Here is a 22,835-nt window from a genome sequence, read left to right as displayed (position 1 = left end):
ACTCCTGAATATTCCGGTCCGGAGGGGGCCGGTCTCGATGGAAATCGGCGGATCGCTCCGCGTGTGGTATGGCTGGCCGGCTAGAACGAACTCCAGCCGCCGCTGACGTGCCCCGCATGGGCCGTCTGCATGTCGATCACCCGCACGTTGCCGCCGCCCTCTTCGTATCGGCGCGCGTGGTACTTGAGCGAGGCGAGGGTGTCCATCGCCGAGCTGCAATAGAAACCCTTGACCTCCTTGACCCGCTCCGAGGCGGCGTTGAGAGCGTTCTCCAGGCGCTGCATGAAGTCCTCCAGCGCATAGGGCGTGCCGCTGTGCAGGTGTTCGTAGATCACGGTGGAAGGCGAATAGCCGATGCTTTCCTGGCCATCCGGCCAGCGCACCTTGAAGTTCACGGCGGGCATGTTCAGTGCTCCTCGTTCGATGATTGGGGATGGACGAATCCGGTAAACGGAGTGCTGGCCAGGTTCCAGAACTCGGCCTGCTCGTCGGCGAGGCGCACCCACACCCGGGCGCTGGCGTCGATCCGGCCGATGCGTGCGCAGCTCAGTCCCTGGAAGGCGAAGGCGGCCTGAACCTCGGTCCAGGCGGTTTCGTCGAGCGTCAGCAGGAACCCGTAGCTGGGAAAGGCCTGCAACCAGCGCGACAACTCGCCATCGCCAGGACGCGGCAGGGCGTCGAGGTCGAGTTCGGCGCCGCAGCCGGTGGGTTCCAGCAGCATCAGCAAGGTGCCGAGCAGCCCGGCATTGCTGATGTCCTTGGCGGCGTGCAGCAGTCCGGCCTCGGCCAGTCGCGGCAGTACGTCGAGCTTGCTGCGCAGGCGCTCGCCGGGCACGTTCTCGAAGGCTTTCCAGTACGGCGTATCGGCGTGCCAGCGGCCGTCCAGGTCGACCGCCATGGCCAGTACCTGGCCGGGTGCGACATGCAGGGTCGACAGCAGGCGATTGGCGATGCCGGTGATCGCCACTGCCAGCGCCGCCGGATTGCCGGGGCTCTGGCTGGTGTGGCCGCCGGCGAGAATCAGCCCGTAGGCAGTACAGGCGGCGCGGATACCGGCCAGCACCTCGTTGGCGGCCTGGGTATCGTGATGCCAGTAGGCATTGACCACGGCGGTGGCCCGTCCGCCCATGGCGGTGATGTCGCTGACATTGGCCATCACCGCCGACCAGCCGGCGAACCAGGGCGCGGCGGCCACGAACTCCGGCAACATGCCTTCGATGGCCAGCAACTGGTAATGCTCGCCGCAGCGGATCGCCGCGGTATCGTCGCCGGGCAGGGCGTAGAGCGAGTCGCGGCCTCTGGTCGGTGACAGCGACAGTGCCCGCGCGGGATGCTGGATCGCCTGCTTGGCGCGCATCGCCGGGGTATTGCGCAGGTCGTCGAGCAGCGCATCGAGCACGCCGGCCGGGGACAGATGCGCGGCGCTACCCATGACGGCGCGCCTTGAGCGGCAGCAGCGAGACTTCGCGCGGCATGAACGGGTAGCTGGACAGTTCGGCCTGCATCAGCACATGTGGCTGGCCGAGCAGCTCGATGTGTTCCAGGGTGTGCCAGTGCAGGCTGTGGAAGTAGCTTTCGTTGACCAGTTGCACGGTGGCCAGGAAGGTCTGGCAGCCGATGTCGATGGCCAGCGACACTGCTTCGTTGACCAGTGCCTTGCCGATCATGCCGTGGCGGCGATAGGCCTTCTCCACGCAGAGCCGGCCGCCGTACCACAGGCCGGGCTCCTGCTCGTAGATGCGCACCGCGCCGATTACCCGGTCGGCGACCCCGCAACTGCCGGCCACTGCGACGATGGGCGTGGCCTGGAAGTCGTGGCTGTCCTTGTCCTGCGCCAGCAGTTGCTGCTCCTCGGAAAATACCGAGCGGCGCAGGGCGTAGTAGCCGCGCTTTTCCCAGGGTTCGCGTGCTGGCTTGACCAGCAGGTCGCCGGCCAGGAAGTCGGCGAAGTCTCCGTCGATCAGGGCGAACGATGATCCCGGCATGGCATTGTCTCCGTTACTCGTGCTTTTTCAGGGCCGAGCAGGCGCCACACTTGGCGCAGCCGGCATTGATGTTTTCCGAGCGCAGGCCGTGGCGGCGCAGGCTGGCGCCGACGCGTGGGTAGAGGCGCTGCATGAAGGCGTTGTCCGGCTTCGGGTGATGGGCCAGCGGAGTGCCGTCGATGGGCACGAAGGGCACTACGAAGGGATATACGCCGATTGCCGCCAGGCGCTCGCTCATCGCGGCGATGGCGTCTTCGGAGTCGCCCAGGCCGGCGAGGATATAGGTGCTGACCTGGCCATGGCCGAATACCGCGACCGCCGCTTCGAAGGCGCTGAAGTAGCGGGAGATCGGCACCTCCGCCTTGCCCGGCATGATTCGCGCGCGGATTTCGTCGGAGACCGCTTCCAGGTGCATGCCTAGCGACACCACGCCGCTGTCCTTCAGACGCTGGAACCAGGCATCGTCGTTCGGCGGTTCGCATTGCGCCTGGATCGGCAGGTCGACCGCCGCGGTCACCGCCGCCGCCGATTCGCAGAGGATCGCCGCGCCGCGATCGGGTGTCTGCGGGGTGCCGGTGGTCATCACCATGTGCTTGACGCGGTCCAGTTCGACTGCGGCCTTGGCCACTTCGGCCAGTTGCGCAGGGCGCTTGCGAGCGATGGTCTTGCCCGCCGCCAGCGACTGGCCGATGGCGCAGAACTGGCAGGCGCGCTCGGCATCGTTCATGCGGATGCAGTGCTGGAGGACGGTGGTGGCGAGCACGTCCTTGCTGTGCAGGGTGGCTATCTTCCAGTAGGGAATGCCGTCGGCGGTGCTGCGCGCATAGAAGTTCGGTACGCCGGGGATTTGCACCTGGCCCACCTGCTGGCCTTCGCGGAAGATCAGTGCCAGCTCGCCGGTGGCCGACGGCCGCGCGACGTAGGGCGAATCCAGCGATGCCTGGTTGAGCATCGGCACCATCGCGGTATGGTCGCCAAGGGTCAGCGCCTTGTGGTCGGAGGGCCCGGCACCGCCCTTGCGCGATAGCCCGGCGCTTTCGTCCAGCCAGCGCACGCCATGGCATTGCAGCTCGCTGAGCAGGTCGCTGGCGATCAGTTCAGAGGCTTGCATGATCCAACTCCTCAGCGAGCGTCGCGTCGCTCCTGGGCAGCGCGGCGGCGCGTTCGTGGACATGCGCGGTGGGGGTGCGGTCGATCAGCAGGCTGAGCAGTTCCGGGCGGCTGTAGTGGCCGACCGAATCCATCATGCGTTTGCGCTTGTCGATCAGCGCCAGGTCGAGGTCGGCGATCACCACGCCTTCGCCGCTGCGCAGCGGCTCGCCGAGCAACCTGCCTTCTGGCGAAACGATGGTGCTGAAGCAGCCGCCGGAGATCGGCCCGAGGGCGCAGCCGGTGTCATTCACGATCTGCTGCTGTTGCTCCGGGGTGAGCCAGGCGGTGGCGTTGACCACGAAACAGCCGGACTCCAGGGCGTGGTGGCGGATGGTCACTTCGATCTGTTCGGCGAAGATCTCGCCGACCAGAGAGCCGGGGAACATCGCGACGTGGATCTGTTCGCCGTCGGCCATCAGCGCATAGCGGGCCAGCGGGTTGTAGTGCTCCCAGCAAGCCAGCGAGCCGATGCGTCCGACGGCACTGTCCACGGTGCGCAGGCCGGAGCCGTCGCCCTGTCCCCAGACCATGCGCTCGTGATAGGTCGGGGTGATCTTGCGGCGGTGCTGGATCAGGCTGCCGTCCGCATCGAACAGCAACTGGGCGTTATAGAGGGTACCGCCGTCGCGCTCATTGATGCCGACGCTGGCAACCACGCCGGCCTCGCGGCAGGCATCGGCGATGGCGACGGTCGCGGCGGAAGGAACCACCACCGATTCCTCCATCAGCCTGAGGTGTTCGCGGCCCATCTGGAACGGCGGCTGCACGAAGGAGAAATACGGGTAGTAGGGCACCACGGTTTCCGGGAAGACGACGAACCGCACACCTTCCCGGCCGAGTTCGAGGATCGTTCGGCAGATCTTGTCGATGGTGCCTTCGCGGCTGTAGAGCACCGGGCTGAGTTGTACGGCGGCTGCTCGGATGATGGTCATGGCGGACTCCTGGTGATCGGCGAGGTCAGGTCTCCTCTCCCCGGCGAGGGGAGAGGAGCGGGGGCTCTTAGGCGGTCCAGGTGTCGATGATCAGCGCGCCCTCGCGGCGCATCAGCAGGCGCAGGTCCATCACGTCCAGCGGGTTGATCGGGCGGATACCCTCGATCAGCGCCTTCTCGGTCTGGCCATAGAGCGCCTGCAGGGCGAAGCGGCAGGCATAGACTTCGCCGCCTTCTTCCATGAATGCCTTGATCTGGTTGTTCACGGCGAGGTGGCCGGGGAAGGCTTCCGCGCCAAGGGTGGGGAAACCACGTTGCACGCCGAGTTGCACACCCGGTCCGTAGAGCAGCACCTTGGTTTCGAAGCCTTTGCGCAGCAGGCGCTTGGCCTGGAGCATGTTGACCAGGCCGATGGAGCCTTCGAAGGCGATGGTGTGGAAGGTGATCAGGGCTTTTTCGCCCGGCTCGGCTTTGACGTCCTCGAAGACCTTTTCTTCGTAGTTGACGAGAAAATCGCCATCCTTGTACTGGGCGATATCGACGCTTGGCATGCTGCTACTCCTCTCTTGTCTTGGGCTTGTGTCGCGATGGAAGTCATCGCGTTGCAAGCACTAGAGCGAAGGCTGTGCCAGGTTCGAGTGTCAGGATAAAAGTCGATTTAAATCAATTATTTATATTTCTGATCCGATTTTTATTGGTCGATCTGATCCTTTCTCCGAATTACGAATTCTCGTATAACAACGAACTGTCGTAGCCGCATTACGAGGTTTCGTAGCATGAGCACGGGCGAGCCGGATTACCTCACCGACTGGGCTGACATGGCCTATGCGACGCGTCACATGGTGTTCGAACACTGCGGCGAGGCCATCGTGCAGTTCGACCCGGTGGCCAACCGCATCGTCGACATGAACATCGCCGCCAGCACGCTGTTCGGCTACCCGCGCCAGGAGTTGCTGCAACTGACGGTGACCCGCTTGTTCGGCCACATGCTGCCCAAGCTGATCGTTTTCACCCAGTCGGTGATGGAGACCGGGCGCGGCTGGAGCGACGAATTCACCTTCAGGCACAAGGACGGTGAGCGCCTGGCGGTGGAGATATCCGCTTCCACCCTCAGCTTTCGTGGCGTGCTCTACCTGATCCTGGTGCTGCGCGAGCGCAGCGAGCAGCGCTACCTGCTCGACCAGGCGGAGACCGAGCGCACCATGCGCGGCGGCCTGCTGGAGTGGCGCAACATCCTCAACCTGTTCCAGGAAAGCGAACGCGACAACCAGTTGCTGCTCAGTGCTGTCGGCGATGGTATCTACAGCATCGACAGCGAAGGTCTGGCCACCTACGTCAACCCGGCGGCGGCGCGCATGCTCGGCTGGGAGCAGAGCGAGATGATCGGCAAGAACATCCACCGCATCCATCACCACAGCCACGCCGATGGCAGCCATTATCCGGTGGAGGATTGCCCGATCTACAAGGCGGTGCACGATGGGCTGGTCCACGAGGGACGCCAGGAGGTGTTCTGGCGCCGCGACGGCAGCATGTTCCCGGTGGAGTTCACCAGCACCCCGGTGATTTCCGATGGCCGCATCGTCGGCTCGGTGGTGGTGTTCCGCGACATCACCGAACGCCTCAGCACCCAGCAGCGCCTTCACGATGCCCTGGAGGAACTGCAGGAACTCAAGCACCGCCTGGAACAGCAGAACGCCTACCTGCAGGAAGAAATCCGCATCGAGCACAGCTACCGCGAAATCGTCGGGCAGAGCGACTCGATCCTGAAGATCGTCAAGCAGATCGACGTGGTCGGCCCGACCGACGCCAGCGTGCTGGTCAACGGCGAGTCGGGCACCGGCAAGGAACTGATCGCCCGCGCCATCCACCAGGCCAGCCGGCGCAGCGGGCAGCCGCTGATCCGGGTGAACTGCGCGGCGATCCCGGCGGAACTGTTCGAAAGCGAGTTCTTCGGCCATGTGAAAGGGGCCTTCACCGGTGCGCTGCGCGATCGTATCGGCCGGTTCGAGCTGGCCGATGGCGGCACCCTGTTTCTCGACGAGATCGGCGAAATACCGCTCGAATTGCAGAGCAAGTTGCTGCGCGTGCTACAGGAAGGCCAGTTCGAGCGGGTCGGCGAGGAGCGTACGCGCCGGGTCGATGTACGCATCATCGCCGCCACCAACCGTGACCTGCGCGCCGAGGTGGATGCCAAGCGCTTCCGCGAAGACCTGTACTTCCGCCTCAACGTCTTTCCCATCCACTCGCCGGCCCTGCGCGAGCGTCCCGAGGATATCCCGTTGCTGGCCGTGCACTTCATCGAGCAGATCGGGCTGCGCCTGAACAAGCCTGGCCGCCTGCTGCGCAAGATCGATATCGAGCGCATGCAGCACTACACCTGGCCGGGCAACATCCGCGAACTGCAGAACGTCATAGAGCGGGCGCTGATCACGTCGCAGGGCCCGGAGATCACCGTGAACCTGCCGGAGCGGCACCTGGCCGCGAAAGAGGCCGGTGCCGAGGCTGCGCGCGCTCCCCTGGAAGGCATCCTCACCGAGCAGCAGATGCTGGCGCTCGAGCGCGAGAACATGCTGGCTGCCTTGAGAGCCGCCAATGGCCGCCTGTTCGGCCCGAACGGAGCGGCGGCGTTGCTGGGCATCAAGCCGACGACCCTGGCATCGCGGATGAAACGCCTGAATATAAGTTCGACGGGGCTCTGATCCCGCCTGGTGCGCATCGCGCGGTGGCGGAAATCCAGCGAGACGAAAAAGGCCCCGAAAGGGGCCTTTCGATGAGGCGGGGTGACTCAGTTGACGGCGTCTTTCAGCGTCTTGCCGGCACGGAAGCTGGGCAGCTTGGCAGCGGCGATCTTGATCGCGGCGCCGGTTTGCGGGTTGCGGCCTTCGCGGGCGGCGCGGGCCTTCACGGTGAAGGTGCCGAAGCCGACGAGGGTGACGTCGTCACCTTTCTGCAGGGCGGAGGAGATGGTGCTGGTGATGGCGTCCAGCGTGCGGCCCGCAGTGGCTTTCGGCAGATCGGCAGAAATGGAAATGGCTTCGATCAATTCGGCTTTGTTCATGGGGTACTCCTGTACCTGTAGGCGGTCTGAAAGTGAGGGAGTATAGCCAAGCGTTGAGGGCATGGCTGTCTTGACATCTTTGTTTCTGTCGTCGGGGATATCGGCAGCATTCCCGGCGCCATTAGGTTCTGGCGATCGCCTGGGGGCCGCCCCTGATCCCTAGTGGCGCGATTTGCGATAGGCGCCGGGCTGCTGGCCCATCAGCTTGTGGAAGGCACGGGTGAAGGCCGCGACCGATTGATAGCCCACGGCATCGGCCACCTCGGCCACCGTATGGTCGGCCTTCAGCAGCCGGCAGGCATGGCGCATGCGCAGGGCCTGGAGCACCTGTCCGGGCGATTGTCCCGCCAGCTCATTGAAGCGTTTGAAGAATGCCGAGCGCGACAGCCCCGTGCAGGCGGCCATGTCTTCCAGCGTCCATGGCCGTTCCGGGTGTTCGATCAAGGCTTCCAGCAGACGAGCGAAGACGGGTTGCCGGGCAACGGCGACCAGGCCGCCGAGGCCCGGATTCTCGATTGCCTGCTGGCGCAGCACGTAGAGGAACAGCAGGTGGCTGAGGCGTTCGAGCAACGAGGACGATGGGGAGGCGCGGCGGCATTCTTCCAGAATCAGCTCGAACAGGCTGCGGGCGGCGGCGAGCGACGGGTCGCCGGCGCGCAGGATGATCCAGTCGGGCAGCGCCTCGACGATCAGCGCCGAGAGGCCCGAGTGGAAGTGGAAGAAGCCGCAAACCAGTCCCACGCCGTCGCTGGCATCGACTTCCAGCGACTGCATGACCCCTCGCGACCGGGCCATGGCGAGCTGAGCCGAGGCGTCGCTGGACAGGCGATAGGGTACGTCGCGCAGCAGGAACACCGCGTCACCGCTGTCCAGTCGCCGGGCTTCGGGCTCGCCATCCACGTGCAGCCAGCAATGGCCCTGCACCACCAGGTGGAAACTCGCCCTGGCGAGGCCGTGAGTGCTGGCATGCCAGCCACCGCAGTAACGACCGATGTGGAACAGGCTGGCATCGAGTTCGAGACTCTCTAATAACCAGTCGATAAGGGGGCTGGACGAAATCATCTAATCGAAAGACTCAAGAGCAAGTGATCGCGACTTTAGAATATTGAGCGAGTTTCTTATTACCAACAGACTTCTGGTACCTACCGATGAGGAGACTACTCCATGTCCCGTGTACCACTGCTGACGTTGGAAAGCGCGCCCGAAGCGGCGCAGCCGTTCCTGCAGAACGCGCTCAAGGCTTCAGGCTACATCCCCAACCTGCTGGGTGTTCTCGCCAATGCGCCGGCGGCGCTGGAAACCTATCTCACGGTGTCCGGCCTGAACGCCAAGGCTGAACTGAGTTTCGCCGAAAGGGAAGTCGTGCAACTGGTCGCCGCGACTACCCATGGCTGCGATTTCTGCGTGGCCGGGCATACCGTGGTGGCGACCAACAAGGCCCGGTTGCCCGACCCCGTAGTGTCCGCCCTGCGCGAGCAGGCCGAACTGCCTGAGCCGCGCCTGGAAGCGCTGGCGGCCTTCACCCGCGCGGTGATCGCCACTCGCGGCAATGTCAGCGACGACGAGTTCGCTGCCTTCCGGGCCGCCGGTTTCAGCGACGGCAACGCGATCGAGGTGATCCTCGGGGTCAGCCTCGCCACGTTGTGCAACTTCACCAACGTGTTCGCCAGGACGCCCCTCAACCCCGAGCTGGCCAAGTACCGCTGGCAGCGTCCCGATAACTGAACGCCCCATCAATCGATTCCCGGCGGATGTTCTTCGCCGGGTACCGAGGAGATACCCCTATGCTGGACCCGACACTCTGCCACTGGCTCGACGACCACGCCGAAGCGCTCGATCTCGGGCACTGCGATCCGGAGCAGGTGCTGCCGCGACTCGCGGCGGCGGGCCTGACGGGAGTCGGCGTTGCGCCAGCGCTCGGCGGCACGGGCGGTACCTTGCAGGATGCGGTCGAGACGATCGCTTCGGTGGCCGAGCACTCGCTGACCGCCGCCTTCGTCCTCTGGGGGCAGCGGGCGTTCATCGAGTACCTGTTGCAGAGCCCCAATGCGGCGTTGCGCGAGCGCGTGCTGAAACCCTTGCTCGATGGCCACCTGGCGGGAGCCACCGGGCTATCCAACGCCATGAAGTTTCTCAGCGGCATCGAGTCGTTGCAGGTCGATGCGCGATCGACCGCCGAAGGCTGGACGCTGGACGGTCGCCTGCCCTGGGTGACCAACCTGCGCAAGGGTGGATTCGTTGTGGCGGCGGCAATCGCCCATGCCGGGGACGGAGCACCTTTCGTGGCCGCCATCCCCGATGGCCTGGACGGCTTGCAGCGTTCCGACGACCTGGCCTTGCTCGGCCTGCAATCGAGCAATACCGCGGCACTCACCCTGACTCGGCTGCAACTGGCGCGCGACTGGTTGCTGCACGAGGATGCGCGACAGTTTCTCCCGGCGGTACGACCGGCTTTTCTCGGGCTGCAATGTGGCCTGGCGATCGGCCTGGCGCGCCGCGCGCTGGCGGAGGTCGAGACCCACCTGGGCGGCAGCCGTTCGGTACTGGCCGATGAACTCGTGGAGCACAGGCAGGCCCTGGAGGGCCGGGTGGGCGAGTTGAAGAGCGGTCTCGGCGGCGCCACGTTCAGTGCCCAGCCAGCGGCTTTGTTCCGCTTGCGCATCGCCCTGGCGGAGTCTGCCGCCGGCGCGGTGCAACTGGAGTTGCAGGCCAGTGGCGGCAAGGCCTATCTCCAGGCCCATGGCGGGGCTTTCGCGCGGCGTTGGCGCGAGTCGGCGTTCGTGCCCATCGTGACGCCGAGCCTGGTGCAATTGCGCACGGAGCTGAACCGGCAGGCGAAAGGAGCGGCGGCGTGAGCGTGCTGGAGGCGCGCGACATCAGCCTCGGTTACTCCCGTGGCCAGGGCTGGCACCACGTGCTGGAGCATTTCGACCTGCGCCTGGCGCCGGGCGAGCTGGTCACCATCCTCGGTCCCAGCGGCGTCGGCAAGTCCAGCCTGTTGCGTGTGCTCGCCGGCCTGCAGGAACCGCAGGGTGGCAGCATCCACTTGCTCGGCGAGCCGCTGGACGGGCCGCATCCGCGCCTGGCGGTGGCGTTCCAGGACCCGAGCCTGCTGCCCTGGCTGAACCTGGAAGACAACGTTGCCTTCGGGCTGGATTTCGCCCGGCAACCGAAACTGGACAAGGCGGAGCGCAAGGCCAGGATCGACCAGGCGATCGCCGCCGTCGGTCTGCCGCACGCGCGCGCGCAGTTTCCCGCGCAGTTGTCCGGCGGCATGGCCCAGCGTACCGCGCTGGCGCGCTGCCTGGCCCGGCAGCCGCAGGTGCTGCTGCTGGACGAACCCTTTGGCGCGCTGGACGAGGTGACCCGCGCCGACATGCAGCAACTGCTGCTCAGGATCATCCGTGGGCAGGGCACCGCCGCGGTACTGATCACCCACGACATCGATGAGGCCCTGCTGCTTTCTGAACGCATCCTGCTACTGGGCGACACCCCGGCGCGGACGCTCGGCGAGTGGCACATCGACCTGCCGCATCCGCGCGGCGAACTGGTCGAGGAGCTGGGCGCGCTGCGCATCGACATTCTCAGAACCCTACGGCGGGCGAGCCGCAACAACGGAACTTCAATCGAACCGCTGGAGGCTTGCCATGTGCCTGGACGATCCCACTCACTCCCGACGTGACTTTCTCAGACTCGGCGCGCTGCTGACCGCCGCCGGGGCCTTGCCCTTGCTGGGCAGCCTGCAGGCGCGCGCCGCCGCCGAACCGGACGCGCCGGTGCGCATCGGCTACCTGCCGATCACCGATGCCACGCCGCTGTTGGTGGCGCACAACAACGGCCTGTTCGAGGCCGAGGGCATCAAGGCCGAACGGCCGGTTTTGCTGCGTAGCTGGGCACAGGTGATCGAGGCGTTCATATCCGGACAGGTCAATGTCATCCACCTGCTGTCGCCGATGACCGTGTGGGCCCGCTACGGCAGCAAGGTGCCGGCCAAGGTCGTCGCCTGGAACCATGTCGGCGGCTCGGGGCTCACGGTCTCGCCGGGGATCACCGAGGTGCGCCAACTGGGAGGCAAGTCGGTGGCCATTCCGTTCTGGTACTCGATCCACAACGTGGTGCTGCAACAACTGCTGCGCGAGAACGGCCTGCAGCCGGTCAGCCGAGCCACCGGCAGCGCCCTGGCGGACAACGAGGTCAACCTGGTGGTGCTGCCGCCTTCCGACATGCCGCCGGCCCTGGCCAGCAAGCGCATCGACGGCTACATCGTCGCCGAACCCTTCAATGCCTTGGCGGAGAATCTCAAGGTCGGGCGCATCCAGCGCTTTACCGGCGACGTCTGGCGCAACCACGCCTGTTGCGTGGTGTTCATGCATGAGCATGACCTGAACAACCGGCCGGAGTGGTCGCAGAAGGTGGTCAACGCCATCGTCAAGGCCCAGCTCTGGACCCGCGACCACCGAGAAGAGGCGGCCAGCCTGCTGTCCAAGGACGGCGCCAACCGCTATACCCCCCATGCCCGCGAGGTACTGGACCGGGTCCTGGCTCCGGCCGCGAGCGAGCGCGAGGGTTATCTCGCCAGCGGCGCGATTCGCCATGCCGATTGGAAGGAGCAGCGCATCGACTTCCAGCCCTATCCCTTCCCGAGCTACACCGAGGAACTGGTGAAAAGGCTGAAAGGCACCCTGATCCAGGGCGACAACGCCTTCCTCGCCGACCTCGATCCGCAGCGGGCCGCGGCCGATCTGGTGGACGATCGTTTCGTCAGGAACAGCATCGCCGCCGTCGGTGGGCTCAAGGCCTTCGGGATCGCCGAGGGTTTCGAGCGCACCGAGGAGATCGGCGTTTGAGCCGGGGCCAACGCTACGGGTTGCTGGGCATTTTCGGCCTTGGCGTACTGCTGTCGCTCTGGTGGCTGGGCGTCCGTCTGTTCGGTGAGGCCGATGGCCTGTCGGCGCTGTTCTCGCCGCAGGCCACGCTGGCCAGCCTGCAGGAACTGCTCTGGCGCGCCGAGCTGTACCAGCATGCGCTGGTGAGCCTGAAGCGGGTGCTGGCGGGGCTGTTGCTGGCGCTGCTGGTCGGTGTTCCGCTGGGCCTGCTGGTGGGCAGTTCGCGGCTGCTGGAGGCGGCGACCACGCCGGCCTTCCAGTTCCTGCGGATGATCTCGCCGCTGTCGTGGATGCCCATCGCGGTGATGCTGATGGGCGTGGGCGACCAGCCGATCTACTTCCTGCTGGCATTCGCGGCCGTCTGGCCGATCATGCTGAACACGGCGGCCGGGGTGCGCCAGCTCGATCCGCGCTGGCTGCAACTGGCGCGCAGCCTGAGCGCGACGCGCTGGGAGACGCTGCGACGGGTGATCGTGCCGGGCGTGCTGGGGCATGTGCTCACCGGCGTGCGGCTGGCCATCGGTATCCTCTGGATCGTCCTGGTACCTTGCGAAATGCTCGGCGTCAGCGCCGGGCTCGGCTACTACATCCTCGATACCCGCGACCGCCTGGCCTATTCCGAACTGATGGCCATGGTGGTGCTGATTGGCGTGCTGGGTTTCATTCTGGACGCCGCCGCCCGCGGCTTGTACCGCCGCTGGGCGCACGGCGCGGGTTGATTGCCGAGGGGCAGCCCGTATCACGACACCAGCGCCTTCCGTTCGTCGGGGTTCGCCGGGGCGCGCTGGTTGCGCCTGGCCGCCAGGGCGAGCTTGCCGACCAGCCGGACAGCGACCGCGGCCACGACGATGCCGAACGGGATGGCGTACAGCAGGTTCGTCGGTATGCGCTTGAAGTAGGAGTAGGTGAAGATCGCGGCGATCACCCACATGCCGGTCACGTGCAGGCGCTTCCAGGCCTTCGCGCCCAGCAGGCGGGCGGGGCCTTTGAACGAGGTCAGCGTCAGCAGGAGGATGAACGCATAGCCGATCGATCCCGGCAGGTTGCCGAGCGCCGTGCGGTTCGGCCAGAACTCCGGCGCCAGTTGCCCGTAGGCGAAGATCGCGATGGCATGCACGAAGTGGGAGAACGCGAAGGAAAGCCCGATGATGCGCCGTTCGCGCAGCAGGGACCGGCTGAAGGGCGAGGGCACCAGCACGGCGAACGCGGATGCGGTGAACGCGGTGAAGAACAGCGCGAACGAGGTTCTCGCGGTCGCGCGGATGACGCTTCTGGTTCCTTCCACGCTATCCGGGGCGAATGCCAGGATGAGCGCGGCCATCGCCAGGATCGAGACGGCCAGCAGGCTGAACAGTCGCCAGCCTCCGAGGTGGTTGGTCCGGGTGTTCATGATGAGGCTCCTGTGATGAGGGTGCCGAGGACGATCCCGTCCGAGCGCAATTGTTCCAGCATGGCCAGGCCCTGGGCCTGCAACCCGTCCGCGTCGTCTCCCGCCTCGTCGGCGAGCGCGGCCAGGTGCTGGCGGCCGCTCCACTGGTTGGTCGAGAGCGAAAGCAGCAGCCGGTAGGCCGGCGGCGAGATCTGTGCGAAGCGCACGCGATGGTTCTCGTCGCGATGTACCAGCAGCAGGGTGGGTTGCCCCGCTGCCTCGGCCGGTTTGAATCCGGGACCCAGGTCGGTCACCGGCCAGCGATAGCCGAGGGGCAGCGCCAGCGGCGATAGCAGGGGAATGCCTTCCAGCAGGTCGCCATCGGCGCGGTGGGCGGGCGCGTTGGCGTCGGCCAGTTGGAGCGCCAGTTCCACCCACTCGTAGTGGGCCAGTTCGGCCAGCCATGGCGGGATGTCCGCCTGCTCGGAATGGCCTTGCAGGAAGGCGACGAACTCGCTGGCGATCTCGGTGAACAGGGGCGTCCGGGAGCGGTGGCCGGCGTAGAAGGCCTGCACCAGGGAGTTCCACTCGGCCTCGCTCAGCGTCTGCCGGATCACTGGAAAACTGCCCGCGAGCAATCCGCTGATGGAGTTGAAGAACAGTTCCCGGTAGACCTTCAGGCGACGCGGCTCGATCCCCGGCGGTGGCGGGTTGTTCGCCGGATCGCGCAGGTGCCGCGCCAGGGTGTATTGCTGTTCGCGCAGGGACTCAGGCATGGGCGTGCCCGCCTGTGATCCGGCCGTCGACGAAGACGCCCTGCAGCGAGCGGATACGTTCGACTTCCGCCAGCAGTTCTTCCAGCAGTGGGAAGTTGAAGTCGCGTTCCAGCAGGGTGGGACGCACGCCGAAACGGGCGTAGGCGCTTTCGAGCAGCGACCACACGGCATCCTTCACCGGGGCGCCGTGGGTGTCGATCTTCAGGTCGTCGGCTTCGTCGTAGTGGCCGGCGATGTGGTAGGAGGCGATCCTCCGCGCGGGCAGCCGGGCCAGGAAGCGTTCGGCGTCGTAGCCGTGGCAACAGGCGTTGACGTAGACGTTGTTGACGTCCAGCAGCAGGTCGCAATCGGCCTCATCCAGCACCGCGTTGATGAAGTCGATCTCGCTCATGGCCTGGTAGGGCGCGGCATAGTAGGAGATGTTCTCGACCGCGATTCTGCGGCCCAGCACGTCCTGCGCCTGGCGAATCCGGCTGGCGACATGCAGGACCGCTTCCTCGGTGAAGGGCAGCGGCATCAGGTCGTACAGGTGGCCGTCGTCGGAGCAGTAGCTGAGGTGTTCGCTGTACAGCGCCACGGCATGGGTTTCCAGGAACCTGCGGGTGTTGGCCAGCAACTCCATGTCCAGCGGTTCGGGCCCGCCGAGGGAGAGCGACAGGCCGTGGCAACTGATCGGGAAGCGCGCCGAAAGCTCCGCCAGCGTCTCGCCGAGCCGGCCACCTGCGCCGATCCAGTTGTCGGGCGCGCATTCGAGGAAGTCCACCGCGTCGTCGTCCATCGCCAGGAGGGATTGCAGCAGGCCACGGCGCAGGCCGAGCCCTGCGGACACCAGGGGTTTGGTCATGTTCATCGCGAAGGTCTCGTCAGGGGCGCCCCGTCCCCTCGGGATGGAGGGGAGGGCGCGCAATGGCTCAGGTCGGGTCAGTCGGCGATGCTGCTGAACAGGCCCTTGGGCATCGGCTTGCCGTTGGCCTCGTAGGTGGCGCGCAGGAACTCGTGGGCTTCCGCCTCGCTGATGTAGCCGTCGTGGTCGGTGTCGATCTTGTCGAAGGCGCTGGCACGCTTGGCGGCGACGGCGAGGAACTCGGCCCGCGATACCCGGCCGTCCTTGTCGGTGTCGGTCCTCGAGAACGAGGCATCGCCGCACTTGCCTTCACCGCATTTACCTTCGCCACATTTGCCTTCGGCTTGCGACGCCTTGTCGTCGCTGGCGCTGCCGCCGCATTTGCCTTCCCCGCACTTGCCTTCGCCCGCCTGGGCAACCTGGATGCCTGCGGAAAGATAACCCTGGGCCAGCGGTTGCACGGCGAAGGCGGTGTTGGCCAGGAACATGCCGCCGGACAAGGCGACGCCGATCATCCCGAGGGTGGTTTTGCTGAGGGTGGTGGTACGGGTCATTTGCTTTCTCCAGAAGAGCGCGGCGGTGCCGCGCGGGTAGGTGCCGCGATAGGCGGCGGTGACACGACGAGTCAGTGAGCCGGGGCGGTGGCGTGGCGGAAGCGGATCGCCACCAGTAGCGTGCCGGCGATGGCCAGGGCGCCGCCCAGCCATGGCAGCAGCACGCTGAGCGGCAGGCCCAGGGCGAGCAGGGCCAGGCCCCAGATGGTGCGGTCAGAGCGGGGCGTGGCCGGTTCCCGTCCGGCGCCGATCAGGGCATCCAGGCTCAGGCGTCCGCCGCCGGTCAGGATCAGCGGCAGCAACATGGCCAGGTACAGCAGCGGCAGCTTGTAGTTGCCGAAGCCCTTGTCGGTGATGGCGTAGCCGTTCCACAGGTCGGCCAGGCTCGACCACTCGGCGGGCCAGTGGACGGCATGGATCGCCACGATGGTCAGGACCCACAGGGCGAAGGCGGCGTAGCGCGTGCCCAGGCCCAGCAGCAGCGCCAGGCTGCCGACCAGCTCCAGCCAGGTCGCCAGCGCCCAGTTCAGGTCGGGGCCCAGCAAGGTGAAGGGGAACGGGAACCTGCCGGCCAGGTCGGCGAACCAGTTGTCGCCCAGCAGCTTCTCGCGTCCGGCCTCGAAGAATTCCCAGGCCAGCAGGAGGCGCAGGCCGAGCGGGGCGAGCCACTGGCCCACCGCATCGACTCGGGACATCAGCGGGATCGGATGGGGGGTATGCATGGTTCGCTCCTCGGTATGGCCGTCTTGATCGGGTGTGGCCATTACGAGGGCGCGTTGTATCGGCAACGTGTCCGGCACCCGGTGGATTTGTAAGCGAAGTGCGGAACCGCCGGCCGAGATACGTTGGGATACAGAAGGCCGCTGAAACGCCGAACCGGCACGGGGCCTCATGACAAGGTGCCGCGTGCCGGCTCGGCAGGGCTGTGGGGCTTACCCCGGATGTACCGGGCCAGGGTGTTTCATCAACTGTGAACAGTCCTGGTTCCAGCCAGGCCGTGTCTTGCAACGACACTTCGGTCCCTCGCCCCCGGCCCCTCTCCCTGGGGGGAGTATCCGTGCGTGCTATCAGGCTCCGTGCTTTCCCGCCGGTCCCTCTCGCTTCGGCGGGGGGCGCACAGTCAGGGTTGGGGTGAGACCCTGATGGTTTCCTCGAACGGGACGTTCGCCTCCCGAAGCAGTTGCTGGATGACCCGCTCCTGCTCCTGGTACCGGCCTTCGCCGAAATGGCTGTAGCGCACCTGGCCCCGGGCATCGACGAAGTAATGGGCGGGCCAGTAGCGGTTGTCGAAGGCGCGCCAGATCCGGTAGTCGTTGTCGATGGCCACCGGGTACTCGATACCCAGCTTGCGCACCTCGCGCCGCACGTTGTCGATGACCTTCTCGAAGGCATATTCCGGGGTGTGCACGCCGATCACCACGAGGCCGTCGGATGCGTACTTCCTGGCCCACTGGTTGACGTGGGGCAGGGTGCGCTGGCAGTTGATGCAGTCGTAGGTCCAGAAGTCGATCAGCACGACCTTGCCGCGCAGGTCCTCGCGGGTCAGGGGCGGGGAATTGATCCACTCGACCGCGCCGGACAGGGACGGCACCGGGCCTAGCTGCTTCAGCTCGATGGCCGGCTCGGCCTCGGCCCTGTCGATCAGGTAGTCGGCGGCCGATGCGGCGGCGCCGGGCAAGCGGTCGAGCAGGATCTGTTCGACCCGGCCGGTATCGCCCAGCGGCGCGCGCGACAACAGGCGGGTGTCCAGCCCGGTGGCGATCACCGCGACCGCGACCAGCATCACCACTCCGCCGGCACGCCGCAGCCATTCGGTGACGGGCAGCCAGCGCTTCAGATGGCCGAGCAGGCGACCACCGGCGAGCAGGACCGCGCCCAGCGCCACGGCGCTGCCAAGGGCGTAGGCCAGCAACAGCAGGCTGGTATCGACACTGGCGCCCTGCAGCATGGCGCTGGTCATGATCAGCCCGAGGATCGGCCCGGCGCAGGGCGTCCAGATCAGGCCGGTAGCGACGCCCAGCAACACGGCGGCAGTGGCGCCGCTACGCGTTCGGCCGGCGCGTTCGAGACGGTTGCCGAGGGCGACCAGCGGACGGGTCAGCCAGGCGCCGACCCGTGGCGACAGCAGCGCGAGGGCGAACAGCCCCAGGGCCGCCAGGGCCAGATGGCGGCCCGCCGAGCTGACCTGGATGACCCAGGCGCTGCTGGTGACCGCCAGGGACGAGACCAGGGCGAAGGTCAGGGCCATTGCGCCCAGGGTCAGGGCGATGGATCGCCGGGGTAGCGCCGCACCGGCGAACAGGAAGGGAACCACGGGCAGTATGCAGGGGCTGAGGACAGTGATTATCCCGCCCAGGAAGGCGATAAGAATCATAGGGTGAGTCACCTTGTGGCAGGCCGCATGGGCGGGGGTGTTTTCCGAGCGGAGTGGCGCGTGCCGTCAGCCGCCTATGTCGCATGCTTGCGAAAGCTTGAGGTACCTGATGGCCTTGGTGACGCCCTGGGAGTCCTCGTAGGTCATGCGGGCGTCCACCACCTTGCAGATGTCCGACGGTTCCTCGCGGATCGACAGCGCTTTCTGCACGTCCAGCCGGGTGGCATAGGTGTAGGTCTGCTCTTCTATCTCGGCGCGAGCCGCGAAGGTGCACAGGTTCAGTACGGCGAAAAGGCTCGCCGCCGCCATGATCGATTTGCTTTTCATCTTCGAATCCTCGTTGCCGATGGGGGCCGAGGCTGGTTGCGCTTCGGCCCGGCAATTGGATCGCGGGCGCGTATCGTGAATGTGTCGGGCGGGCGGGGTTCTGTGGTCGCAGCGTGTCGGCAGGCGGACGGGATACAGTCTGATACAGGGGCGCGCCGGAAGGCCGGTCGTGTAGCGGCAATGTATCCCCGGAGGGCTGGATACACTGCAATACAAAGCCCCCGGTCGGGCGTGGCGCGGCTCGCTAGAATGGGGCCATGAACGTAGAGGGCAGGCTCTGATGGAACATGTCGACCACATCCTGATCGTCGATGACGACCGGGAAATCCGCGAGCTGGTGGGCAACTACCTGAGGAAGAATGGCTTGCGCACCACGCTTGCCGCCGATGGCCGGCAGATGCGCGCGGTGCTCGATGCCAATAGCGTGGACCTGATCGTGCTCGACATCATGATGCCCGGCGACGATGGCCTGGTGTTGTGCCGCGAGTTGCGGTCGGGCAAGCACAAGGCCACACCGGTGCTGATGCTGACCGCGCGCGATGATGAAACCGACCGCATCGTCGGCCTGGAAATGGGCGCGGACGACTACCTGGTCAAGCCGTTCGCCGCCCGCGAGCTGCTGGCCCGGATCAATGCCGTGCTGCGCCGCACGCGCATGCTGCCGCCCAATCTGCAGGTCTCCGAACCCGGGCGCCTGCTGGCGTTCGGCGACTGGCGGCTGGACACCACGGCCCGCCACCTGCTCGACGGCAGCGATACCCAGGTCGCCCTGAGCGGCGCCGAGTACCGCCTGCTGCGGGTGTTCCTCGATCATCCGCAGCGGGTGCTCAGCCGCGACCAGTTGCTCAACCTGACCCAGGGCCGCGACGCCGACCTGTTCGACCGCTCCATCGACCTGCTGGTCAGCCGCCTGCGCCAGCGCCTGCGGGACGACGCCCGCGAGCCCGTCTACATCAAGACCGTGCGCAGCGAGGGCTATGTCTTCAGCATGGCCGTCGAGTTCGCCGAGTCCTCGACATGAGCGCTCCGTCCCGCTGGCGCATCTGGCCGCGCACCCTGGCCTCGCGGCTGTCGCTGATCTTCCTGGTCGGCCTGCTGCTGGCCCACGGGCTGTCGTTCGGCCTGCTGTTCTTCGAGCGCTACCAGAGTGCCGAGTCGATGATGCTGGGCAACCTGGAGCGCGATGTGCAGACGGCCGTCGCCATCCTCGACCGCCTGCCCGCCGAGGAGCGCCCGGCGTGGCTGGACCAGTTGGAGCGGCGCACCTACCGTTTCGTCCTGGGCCCAGGCGACGACGGGGAGCCGCTCGATGCCGGAAACGACAACGACGTGGTGCGCGCGATCAACAGTGTCATCGGCCAGCACTACCGCCCGAGCTTCAGCGATATCGGCGGTGTGACGCCGCACTTGCAGGCCCATTTGTTCCTGGCCGATGGCAGCCCGCTGACCATCGATGTGCGGCCGTCGGTGATGCCCATGGCCGACTGGCTGCCAGTGGTCCTGCTGGCGCAACTGGCCGTGCTGCTGGGCTGTACCTGGCTGGCGGTGCGCACCGCGACCCGCCCGCTGGCGCGCCTGGCCCGGGCGGCGGACACGCTGGACCCCAACATGCGCGGCCCGCGCCTGGACGAGGACGGGCCGAGCGAAGTCGCCTATGCGGCGACGGCGTTCAATGCCATGCAGGATCGCATCGCGGCCCATCTGGAGGAGCGCCTGCAGATCCTGGCGGCGATTTCCCACGACCTGCAGACACCGATCACTCGCATGAAACTGCGCGTCGAGTTCATGGACGATGCCGCCGGGCGCGACAAGTGGGAGCAGGACCTGGGCGAGATGGAGCGCCTGGTCCACGAAGGCGTTGCCTATGCCCGCAGCGTCCACGGCGCGGTGGAGAAGCCCGGACGGGTCGACCTGGACGCCTTTCTCGCCAGCCTGGTCTACGACTACCAGGACACCGGCCAGAAGGTCAGCCTGGAGGGCCGCCTGGACATTCCCCTGAACACCCGGCCCCACGCCCTGCGCCGCATCCTGGGCAACCTGATCGACAATGCCCTGAAGTTTTCCGGCGCCGCCGAGGTGCGGGTGCGGGCAGAGTCGGAAAGCTCGTTGTCGATCGAGGTGCTGGACCGTGGCCCCGGCATCGCCGAAGAGGAACTGACGGCGGTGCTGCAACCCTTCTACCGGCTGGAGACCTCACGCAACCGGGGCACCGGCGGCACCGGCCTCGGCCTGGCGATCGCACAGCAACTGGCGCTCGCCATCGGCGGCTCCCTGACCCTCGCCAACCGCGAAGGCGGCGGGCTGGTGGCGCGGCTCCAGTTGCGTCGTTGACGGGTCACCAGCCCCCCTGGCTCCTAGATCACGAAGAACCCATGGGTGCCGTCTCGACCGAGCTGTTCGACCAGGCCGAACTCCCAGTCCAGGTAAGCCTGCATGGCTTCGCGCGGGTTGTCGGTGCCCTCGTAGGGACGGCGGTAGCGGTCGCTGCGGGGAACGGCCAGGCGCTGTTCGCCGGACTCGGTCGGCAGGCCGGCGGCGACCCAGGCGGCGGTGCCGCCTTCGAGCAGGAATACCGGCTTGCCGGTCAGCTCCTTCAGTTCATCGACGACGAAGCGCGCCAGCAGGCTGCTCCCGCAGGTGAGCACGTAGCGCTCCGCCACCGGCAGGCGTTCCAGGGCCTGCGGCAGTTGCGAGCGCAGGGCCCACCAGGCACCGGGGATGTGGCGGGCGACGTGGTTGGCGCTGGCGGTGAAGTCCAGCACCAGGGTGCGGCCTTCGGCCAGCCAGTCGTTCAGGGTCTGCGGCGTGATCGCCTCGGGCCGGGGCAGGGGAGGCAGCGGCGCCTGCCAGGCGCCGCGCTCGGAGAAGGCACTGGCTGCCAGGCCGTCCAGCACGTGCACGTCCCAGCCCATCTGCGCGAGCCAGGAGGCGCTCATGTTGGCGCGCACGCCGTCGTCGTCGGCCAGCACGATGCGCGCGCCACGCACGCTGGCGTAGTGGTCGGTTTCCTGCACGAGCTGGCCGCCCGGCGTCGGGCGCGAACCGGGCAGGTGGCCGGCTTCGTATTCTTCCGGCGTGCGCACGTCGAACAGGTAGGTGGTGCGCGCGGGCTCCGCCTGCCAGCGCTGCAGATCGGCGAGCGTGGCTCGGCCGACACTGGCCTTGTCCGCTACCGCACGGGCGGACTGTGCGGCTTGTTGCCGGGTGGCCTCGGTGACTTCGCCGAAGCGCCGCGACTGGCCGTGTTCGAGTTGCTGGCCGGCCAGGGTCCAACCGATGGTGCCGTTGCGCAGGGCGGCCACCGGGTTGGGGAGGCCGGCGTTGATCAGCGACTGGGTGCCGATCAGGCTGCGGGTGCGCCCGGCGCAATTGACGATTACCCGGGTCGCGGGATCCGGCGCCAGTTCGCGGGCGCGCAGCACCAGTTCCGCCCCCGGCACGCTGATGCCGGTGGGGATGCTCATGGTCTGGTATTCGTCGAAGCGCCGTGCATCGAGCACCACCACATCGGCCTTGGCATCGAGCAGCGCCTTGACCTCCTCGGCCGAGAGGGAAGGGGTATGCCGCTGGCTTTCCACCAACTCACCGAACGCCTTGCTCGGCACGTTGACGTCGCGGAACAGCTCGCCGCCCGCGGTGCGCCAGCCGGCCAGGCCGCCGTCGAGCAGGGCCACGTCGACGTAGCCCAGGGCGAGCAGGCGTTCGGCGGCCACCTCGGCCAGGCTCTCGCCGTCGTCGTAGACGGTAACGGGAGTATCGCGGCGCGGCACGCGGGCATGGATCTCCAGTTCCAGCTTGGACAGCGGGATGTTGGCGGCGAACAGCGGATGCTCCTCGGCGAACGGCGCCTCCTCGCGGACGTCGATCAGCGCCACCTCCTGCCGGTCGAGCAGGGCTTGGCGGATGTCGTGGAAGGAGCGGGTGGTGATTCGGCTCATGACGCAAGGCTCTCTTTGGAAAGGTCCCAGAGGTTGGGCAGGTAGGGGTTGGAATAGCCGGAGATGAAAGGCTTCTCGCTGCCGTCTTCGAGGTAGACGGCGCGCCGCACCGCGCCGATGTTGGCGCCGTAGACGTGGATGCTGATGGAGACCCGGTCGGCGTAGGCGTTGCTGACCCGGTGGATGTCGCCGATGCGCGGCGATACCGCTTCGACCTGGCCGGGGGCGAGACGCACGGCGGCGCCCTCCGGGTGCAGGACGCCGTCCTCGGCGCGGGCGAAGCCCTGCGAGTATTCGGCGCCGCGCAGCATGCCGATCAGGCCCCAGACGCGATGGTCGTGCACGGGGGTGCTCTGGCCCGGTCCCCAGACGAAGCTGACGATGGAAAAACGCTGGCGCGAGTCGGCATGCAGCAGGTATTGCTGGTAGCGCTGCGGATCCGGCTGAGCGAACTCTTCCGGCAGCCAGTCGTCGTGGCTGACCAGTTGCCGTAGCAAGTCGCCGCCGTGTTCCAGGGTCGTGGCTTCGTCGGGGTGGCTGTCGAGCAGTTCCGCGAGTGCGCCGATGAAGGTGCGTAGTCTGTTCAGGTTCGGTTGGGGATTCATATCGGTATCCAGTAGCGGCCCGCGCTAAGGTAGCAA

At 66.8% G+C, this 22,835-nt stretch carries 24 protein-coding genes and 1 pseudogene; 8 read left to right on the top strand and 17 right to left on the bottom strand.

The window, feature by feature from the left end:
- Positions 1-80: 80 nt before the first annotated feature.
- From PSEWESI4_RS19365 to PSEWESI4_RS19340, 6 genes are all read right to left on the bottom strand, one after another.
- Positions 81-404, bottom strand: coding sequence for an MSMEG_0570 family nitrogen starvation response protein (locus PSEWESI4_RS19365; RefSeq protein ID WP_187672858.1), 324 nt, complete (start codon positions 402-404; stop codon positions 81-83).
- 2 nt (positions 405-406) lie between these two features.
- Positions 407-1,432: a sll0787 family AIR synthase-like protein gene (locus tag PSEWESI4_RS19360; protein ID WP_187672857.1), complete on the bottom strand. Its 1,026-nt coding sequence runs from the start codon at positions 1,430-1,432 to the stop codon at positions 407-409.
- Positions 1,425-1,985 (bottom strand): MSMEG_0567/Sll0786 family nitrogen starvation N-acetyltransferase, encoded by a 561-nt coding sequence (locus PSEWESI4_RS19355; RefSeq protein ID WP_187672856.1) that lies wholly within the window; start codon positions 1,983-1,985, stop codon positions 1,425-1,427. The genes PSEWESI4_RS19360 and PSEWESI4_RS19355 overlap by 8 nt, the downstream gene beginning before the upstream one ends.
- A 13-nt stretch (positions 1,986-1,998) precedes the next feature.
- Positions 1,999-3,096, bottom strand: coding sequence for an MSMEG_0568 family radical SAM protein (locus tag PSEWESI4_RS19350; RefSeq protein ID WP_235978968.1), 1,098 nt, complete (start codon positions 3,094-3,096; stop codon positions 1,999-2,001).
- Complete coding sequence (locus tag PSEWESI4_RS19345; RefSeq protein ID WP_187672855.1) at positions 3,083-4,069, bottom strand: Nit6803 family nitrilase; 987 nt, start codon at positions 4,067-4,069, stop codon at positions 3,083-3,085. The genes PSEWESI4_RS19350 and PSEWESI4_RS19345 overlap by 14 nt, the downstream gene beginning before the upstream one ends.
- Before the next feature lie 67 nt (positions 4,070-4,136).
- Positions 4,137-4,619 carry an MSMEG_0572/Sll0783 family nitrogen starvation response protein gene (locus PSEWESI4_RS19340; RefSeq protein WP_187672854.1) on the bottom strand — a complete coding sequence of 161 codons (483 nt, stop codon included), beginning with the start codon at positions 4,617-4,619 and terminating at the stop codon, positions 4,137-4,139.
- Between the two features lie 225 nt (positions 4,620-4,844).
- On the opposite strand from PSEWESI4_RS19340, the gene PSEWESI4_RS19335 reads away from it, so the two are divergent.
- Positions 4,845-6,767 carry a sigma 54-interacting transcriptional regulator gene (locus PSEWESI4_RS19335; protein WP_187672853.1) on the top strand — a complete coding sequence of 641 codons (1,923 nt, stop codon included), beginning with the start codon at positions 4,845-4,847 and terminating at the stop codon, positions 6,765-6,767.
- Positions 6,768-6,853: 86 nt separating this feature from the next.
- Here the strand turns inward: PSEWESI4_RS19335 and PSEWESI4_RS19330 are convergent, their stop codons facing one another.
- Together PSEWESI4_RS19330 and PSEWESI4_RS19325 are read right to left on the bottom strand one after the other, a co-directional pair.
- Complete coding sequence (locus PSEWESI4_RS19330; RefSeq protein ID WP_187672852.1) at positions 6,854-7,126, bottom strand: HU family DNA-binding protein; 273 nt, start codon at positions 7,124-7,126, stop codon at positions 6,854-6,856.
- Positions 7,127-7,285: 159 nt separating this feature from the next.
- A complete protein-coding gene (locus PSEWESI4_RS19325) occupies positions 7,286-8,188 on the bottom strand; it encodes an AraC family transcriptional regulator (protein WP_187672851.1) in 903 nt (300 codons plus the stop codon).
- A 102-nt stretch (positions 8,189-8,290) separates the two neighbouring features.
- On the opposite strand from PSEWESI4_RS19325, the gene PSEWESI4_RS19320 reads away from it, so the two are divergent.
- From PSEWESI4_RS19320 to PSEWESI4_RS19300, 5 genes are read left to right on the top strand one after another with little or no spacing between them, the layout of a single operon-like run.
- Positions 8,291-8,851, top strand: coding sequence for a carboxymuconolactone decarboxylase family protein (locus PSEWESI4_RS19320; protein WP_187672850.1), 561 nt, complete (start codon positions 8,291-8,293; stop codon positions 8,849-8,851).
- Between the two features lie 59 nt (positions 8,852-8,910).
- A complete protein-coding gene (locus tag PSEWESI4_RS19315) occupies positions 8,911-9,981 on the top strand; it encodes an acyl-CoA dehydrogenase family protein (protein WP_187672849.1) in 1,071 nt (356 codons plus the stop codon).
- Complete coding sequence (locus PSEWESI4_RS19310; RefSeq protein WP_187672848.1) at positions 9,978-10,808, top strand: ABC transporter ATP-binding protein; 831 nt, start codon at positions 9,978-9,980, stop codon at positions 10,806-10,808. The genes PSEWESI4_RS19315 and PSEWESI4_RS19310 overlap by 4 nt, the downstream gene beginning before the upstream one ends.
- Positions 10,774-11,973, top strand: coding sequence for an ABC transporter substrate-binding protein (locus tag PSEWESI4_RS19305; RefSeq protein WP_187672847.1), 1,200 nt, complete (start codon positions 10,774-10,776; stop codon positions 11,971-11,973). Before PSEWESI4_RS19310 ends, PSEWESI4_RS19305 begins: the two co-directional genes overlap by 35 nt.
- On the top strand, positions 11,970-12,731 hold the full coding sequence (locus PSEWESI4_RS19300; RefSeq protein WP_187672846.1) for an ABC transporter permease: 762 nt from the start codon (positions 11,970-11,972) through the stop codon (positions 12,729-12,731). Before PSEWESI4_RS19305 ends, PSEWESI4_RS19300 begins: the two co-directional genes overlap by 4 nt.
- A gap of 20 nt (positions 12,732-12,751) precedes the next feature.
- On the opposite strand, the gene PSEWESI4_RS19295 is transcribed toward PSEWESI4_RS19300, so the two are convergent.
- From PSEWESI4_RS19295 to PSEWESI4_RS19265, 7 genes and pseudogenes are all read right to left on the bottom strand, one after another.
- Positions 12,752-13,402: a ferric reductase-like transmembrane domain-containing protein gene (locus tag PSEWESI4_RS19295; protein ID WP_187672845.1), complete on the bottom strand. Its 651-nt coding sequence runs from the start codon at positions 13,400-13,402 to the stop codon at positions 12,752-12,754.
- On the bottom strand, positions 13,399-14,157 hold the full coding sequence (locus PSEWESI4_RS19290) for an HvfC family RiPP maturation protein (RefSeq protein ID WP_187672844.1): 759 nt from the start codon (positions 14,155-14,157) through the stop codon (positions 13,399-13,401). The genes PSEWESI4_RS19295 and PSEWESI4_RS19290 overlap by 4 nt, the downstream gene beginning before the upstream one ends.
- Positions 14,150-15,007 (bottom strand): HvfB family MNIO-type RiPP peptide maturase, encoded by an 858-nt coding sequence (locus PSEWESI4_RS19285; RefSeq protein ID WP_408004325.1) that lies wholly within the window; start codon positions 15,005-15,007, stop codon positions 14,150-14,152. Before PSEWESI4_RS19285 ends, PSEWESI4_RS19290 begins: the two co-directional genes overlap by 8 nt.
- A 71-nt stretch (positions 15,008-15,078) precedes the next feature.
- On the bottom strand, positions 15,079-15,555 hold the full coding sequence (locus PSEWESI4_RS19280) for an HvfA family oxazolone/thioamide-modified RiPP metallophore (RefSeq protein ID WP_187672843.1): 477 nt from the start codon (positions 15,553-15,555) through the stop codon (positions 15,079-15,081).
- A 248-nt stretch (positions 15,556-15,803) separates the two neighbouring features.
- Positions 15,804-16,250: pseudogene (locus PSEWESI4_RS19275) on the bottom strand (HvfX family Cu-binding RiPP maturation protein); the annotation flags it as partial.
- A 425-nt stretch (positions 16,251-16,675) separates the two neighbouring features.
- Positions 16,676-17,929 carry a cytochrome c biogenesis protein DipZ gene (locus PSEWESI4_RS19270; protein WP_187672842.1) on the bottom strand — a complete coding sequence of 418 codons (1,254 nt, stop codon included), beginning with the start codon at positions 17,927-17,929 and terminating at the stop codon, positions 16,676-16,678.
- Positions 17,930-17,995: 66 nt separating this feature from the next.
- The gene (locus PSEWESI4_RS19265) at positions 17,996-18,256 is read right to left on the bottom strand and encodes a DUF2790 domain-containing protein (RefSeq protein WP_187672841.1); all 261 of its coding nucleotides are present in this window, start codon (positions 18,254-18,256) and stop codon (positions 17,996-17,998) included.
- A gap of 280 nt (positions 18,257-18,536) precedes the next feature.
- On the opposite strand from PSEWESI4_RS19265, the gene PSEWESI4_RS19260 reads away from it, so the two are divergent.
- The gene (locus PSEWESI4_RS19260; protein ID WP_187672840.1) at positions 18,537-19,277 is read left to right on the top strand and encodes a response regulator; all 741 of its coding nucleotides are present in this window, start codon (positions 18,537-18,539) and stop codon (positions 19,275-19,277) included.
- On the top strand, positions 19,274-20,587 hold the full coding sequence (locus PSEWESI4_RS19255; RefSeq protein WP_187672839.1) for a sensor histidine kinase: 1,314 nt from the start codon (positions 19,274-19,276) through the stop codon (positions 20,585-20,587). The genes PSEWESI4_RS19260 and PSEWESI4_RS19255 overlap by 4 nt, the downstream gene beginning before the upstream one ends.
- Before the next feature lie 23 nt (positions 20,588-20,610).
- On the opposite strand, the gene PSEWESI4_RS19250 is transcribed toward PSEWESI4_RS19255, so the two are convergent.
- Both PSEWESI4_RS19250 and PSEWESI4_RS19245 read right to left on the bottom strand, forming a co-directional pair.
- Positions 20,611-22,194 (bottom strand): rhodanese-related sulfurtransferase, encoded by a 1,584-nt coding sequence (locus PSEWESI4_RS19250; RefSeq protein ID WP_187672838.1) that lies wholly within the window; start codon positions 22,192-22,194, stop codon positions 20,611-20,613.
- A complete protein-coding gene (locus PSEWESI4_RS19245) occupies positions 22,191-22,799 on the bottom strand; it encodes a cysteine dioxygenase family protein (protein WP_187672837.1) in 609 nt (202 codons plus the stop codon). The genes PSEWESI4_RS19250 and PSEWESI4_RS19245 overlap by 4 nt, the downstream gene beginning before the upstream one ends.
- Between the last annotated feature and the right edge of the window lie 36 nt (positions 22,800-22,835).

It is taken from the genome of Zestomonas carbonaria (assembly GCF_904061905.1).
In the GTDB taxonomy this organism is placed as follows: domain Bacteria; phylum Pseudomonadota; class Gammaproteobacteria; order Pseudomonadales; family Pseudomonadaceae; genus Aquipseudomonas; species Aquipseudomonas carbonaria.
The sequence above is the reverse complement of the archived record's forward strand: the minus strand, read 5'-3'. Positions and strand labels throughout refer to the sequence as shown.

What these genes read in the sequence shown, in the direction of transcription:
- PSEWESI4_RS19345 (WP_187672855.1), bottom strand. Translation starts at nt 4,069, where the DNA reads ATGACCATCATCCGAGCAGCCGCCGTACAACTCAGCCCGGTGCTCTAC.
- PSEWESI4_RS19285 (WP_408004325.1), bottom strand. Translation starts at nt 15,007, where the DNA reads ATGAACATGACCAAACCCCTGGTGTCCGCAGGGCTCGGCCTGCGCCGT.
- PSEWESI4_RS19295 (WP_187672845.1), bottom strand. Translation starts at nt 13,402, where the DNA reads ATGAACACCCGGACCAACCACCTCGGAGGCTGGCGACTGTTCAGCCTG.
- PSEWESI4_RS19355 (WP_187672856.1), bottom strand. Translation starts at nt 1,985, where the DNA reads ATGCCGGGATCATCGTTCGCCCTGATCGACGGAGACTTCGCCGACTTC.
- PSEWESI4_RS19360 (WP_187672857.1), bottom strand. Translation starts at nt 1,432, where the DNA reads ATGGGTAGCGCCGCGCATCTGTCCCCGGCCGGCGTGCTCGATGCGCTG.
- PSEWESI4_RS19305 (WP_187672847.1), top strand. Translation starts at nt 10,774, where the DNA reads ATGTGCCTGGACGATCCCACTCACTCCCGACGTGACTTTCTCAGACTC.
- PSEWESI4_RS19325 (WP_187672851.1), bottom strand. Translation starts at nt 8,188, where the DNA reads ATGATTTCGTCCAGCCCCCTTATCGACTGGTTATTAGAGAGTCTCGAA.
- PSEWESI4_RS19280 (WP_187672843.1), bottom strand. Translation starts at nt 15,555, where the DNA reads ATGACCCGTACCACCACCCTCAGCAAAACCACCCTCGGGATGATCGGC.
- PSEWESI4_RS19340 (WP_187672854.1), bottom strand. Translation starts at nt 4,619, where the DNA reads ATGCCAAGCGTCGATATCGCCCAGTACAAGGATGGCGATTTTCTCGTC.
- PSEWESI4_RS19250 (WP_187672838.1), bottom strand. Translation starts at nt 22,194, where the DNA reads ATGAGCCGAATCACCACCCGCTCCTTCCACGACATCCGCCAAGCCCTG.
- PSEWESI4_RS19245 (WP_187672837.1), bottom strand. Translation starts at nt 22,799, where the DNA reads ATGAATCCCCAACCGAACCTGAACAGACTACGCACCTTCATCGGCGCA.
- PSEWESI4_RS19335 (WP_187672853.1), top strand. Translation starts at nt 4,845, where the DNA reads ATGAGCACGGGCGAGCCGGATTACCTCACCGACTGGGCTGACATGGCC.
- PSEWESI4_RS19290 (WP_187672844.1), bottom strand. Translation starts at nt 14,157, where the DNA reads ATGCCTGAGTCCCTGCGCGAACAGCAATACACCCTGGCGCGGCACCTG.
- PSEWESI4_RS19255 (WP_187672839.1), top strand. Translation starts at nt 19,274, where the DNA reads ATGAGCGCTCCGTCCCGCTGGCGCATCTGGCCGCGCACCCTGGCCTCG.
- PSEWESI4_RS19330 (WP_187672852.1), bottom strand. Translation starts at nt 7,126, where the DNA reads ATGAACAAAGCCGAATTGATCGAAGCCATTTCCATTTCTGCCGATCTG.
- PSEWESI4_RS19365 (WP_187672858.1), bottom strand. Translation starts at nt 404, where the DNA reads ATGCCCGCCGTGAACTTCAAGGTGCGCTGGCCGGATGGCCAGGAAAGC.
- PSEWESI4_RS19350 (WP_235978968.1), bottom strand. Translation starts at nt 3,096, where the DNA reads ATGCAAGCCTCTGAACTGATCGCCAGCGACCTGCTCAGCGAGCTGCAA.
- PSEWESI4_RS19265 (WP_187672841.1), bottom strand. Translation starts at nt 18,256, where the DNA reads ATGAAAAGCAAATCGATCATGGCGGCGGCGAGCCTTTTCGCCGTACTG.
- PSEWESI4_RS19270 (WP_187672842.1), bottom strand. Translation starts at nt 17,929, where the DNA reads ATGATTCTTATCGCCTTCCTGGGCGGGATAATCACTGTCCTCAGCCCC.
- PSEWESI4_RS19315 (WP_187672849.1), top strand. Translation starts at nt 8,911, where the DNA reads ATGCTGGACCCGACACTCTGCCACTGGCTCGACGACCACGCCGAAGCG.
- PSEWESI4_RS19260 (WP_187672840.1), top strand. Translation starts at nt 18,537, where the DNA reads ATGGAACATGTCGACCACATCCTGATCGTCGATGACGACCGGGAAATC.
- PSEWESI4_RS19320 (WP_187672850.1), top strand. Translation starts at nt 8,291, where the DNA reads ATGTCCCGTGTACCACTGCTGACGTTGGAAAGCGCGCCCGAAGCGGCG.